This window comes from Stenomitos rutilans (assembly GCF_059505485.1).
This window is the reverse complement of sequence record NZ_JCACKR010000095.1, coordinates 1-2,011: the sequence shown is the minus strand read 5'-3', so window position 1 is coordinate 2,011 and position 2,011 is coordinate 1. Positions and strand designations below refer to the sequence as shown.

Below are 2,011 nucleotides of genomic sequence, written 5' to 3'. Positions count from 1 at the left end.
GATAAGGATTAGAGGACTATCTTGCAGGTTTTTACACGTATCCTGTCGCAATCCCTGGAAGACCTGCCTGACCGACAAGCCGCTGAAGCGGTGCGGAGTCGGATTGATTGGAAATATGCCTTGAGCTTAGAACTGGGTGATCCGGGTTTCGACTTTTCAGTCCTCTGTGAATTTCGTAGGCGGTTAATCGCAGGCAATACCGAACAAAAACTCTTGGATCGTTTACTCGATGCCTGCAAAGAACGCGGCTGGTTGAAAGCCCGTGGCAAGCAAAGAACAGACTCGACTCATATCTTAGCCGCCATTCGGACGCTCAATCGCTTGGAAGTCATTGGTGAAACCTTACGAGCGGCATTGAATGCACTTGCTACCGTTGCTCCAGATTGGTTGCAAGCTTGGGTGCCACCTGTATGGTTTGAGCGCTATGGACGTGCTGTGGACGAATATCGTTTACCGAAAGGGGTGGAAGCTCGCAAAGTTTATGCGGAAACCATCGGGACTGATGGCATGCAGTTGTTAGAGACACTGTGGGCTAATCATGCGCCCAGCACACTGCGCCAGCTTCCTGAGGTTGAGACCTTACGGCAAACGTGGGTGCACCAGTTTTATGTGAACGAGGGTCAAGTTCAACTCCGGGCAGCGAAAGACCTACCCCCTGCGGGTGAGCGCATGGACTCGCCCTATGATCCCGATGCCCGCTATGGCAACAAGCGGTCAACCACCTGGACGGGGTACAAAGTGCATGTGACAGAGACCTGTGATGCCAACCAGGTGCATCTCATTACCCATGTCATCACCACGCATGCTCATCACTCTGATGTGGCTCAAACGGAGCCGATTCATGCAGCGTTACAAGCCAAAGCCCTACTGCCAGAACAACACATTGTCGATGCTGGTTTTGTCGATGCCAACCTGATTGTGACTAGTCAAAAGCAGTACGGGGTTGATCTGATTGGACCGGTCCGTCCCAATGTGAGTTGGCAGGCTAATACACCGGGTGGCTATGACATCAGCCAATTCCAGGTGCATTGGAGAACGAAACGGGTGACCTGCCCTCAAGGTAAAAAGAGCCAGCAGTGGAACCTGGCAGTTGATGCCTGGGGCAACCATGTGATTAACGTGAGGTTCTTCACGCTCCCAGTGCCGCCAGTGTACCAGTCGCCATTTGTGTACCCGCTCCAAAACCGCACCGCGAGAAATTACCCTCCGTCCTCAAGCCGAGCATCAGGCATTGCAAGTTGTCCGGCAGCAGCAAACAACCAAAGCCTGGCAACAAACCTACAATCAACGGGCTGGCATTGAAGGTACCTTGGCTCAAGGCGTCAATGCGTTTGGTCTACGGCGATCGCGCTATCTGGGTCTAGCAAAAACCCGGTTGCAGCATATTCTGACCAGTGCTGCGATGAACATTGTGCGACTGGTGGCATGGTTACAGGGGGTGCCTCATGCTCGAACACGGATTTCTCGATTTGCCGCACTAGCACCTGTGTCAGATTGCGTGTAGCACATTCGCCAACAGCATCCGTTGCTACTCAGACCCCTTTAATAGGCATGGGCGTTAAACCAGCGGCGGATTTCGGCTTAATGCTTAAATCTGTTGATTTCCCTCTAGAGGGTGATGGTACATTTGAACTAAGCGTTTATGCAAGAGGTCTGCTCATGGCTCAACTTCACTTACTCGCCGAGTACCAATCGCTGGTGCAGCAGCATGAAGCACAATTTACTCCGACACTCACCAGACTACAGGCATCGCTGAACGAAACGCTGCATCAACTGCAACAACAAGAACAGGAACTTGTAGATGCTCAAGCTCAACAACTGTCCCAGCTCAAGGCACAATTAGCGACCAATGCGCGCCCGTTGTTGCCCTCGGTTGAATCACAAGCTTTTGTTGCCGAAGTGCAAGCAATCCCACCACTTCGGCATTGGAATCAAACGAGTCCGACAAAGCGATGGACAAAGAAAGAGGGGTTGTGCATCAGACAAGGGTGGGATAGGTTAAAAGGTCATG

2 protein-coding genes and 1 pseudogene are annotated in these 2,011 nt (G+C 52.0%); all 3 read left to right on the top strand.

Annotated features, from left to right (window positions below; all coding sequences use genetic code 11):
- Window positions 1-21: 21 nt before the first annotated feature.
- Window positions 22-171 (top strand): annotated as a pseudogene (locus AC5JLP_RS19030) (transposase); the annotation flags it as partial.
- 994 nt (window positions 172-1,165) lie between these two features.
- Entirely contained in the window at window positions 1,166-1,504 is a 339-nt protein-coding gene (locus AC5JLP_RS19025; protein ID WP_496069515.1) for a transposase, read from the top strand.
- 155 nt (window positions 1,505-1,659) lie between these two features.
- A partial coding sequence (locus AC5JLP_RS19020; RefSeq protein ID WP_496069514.1) for a hypothetical protein occupies window positions 1,660-2,011 on the top strand: 352 nt, incomplete at its 3' end.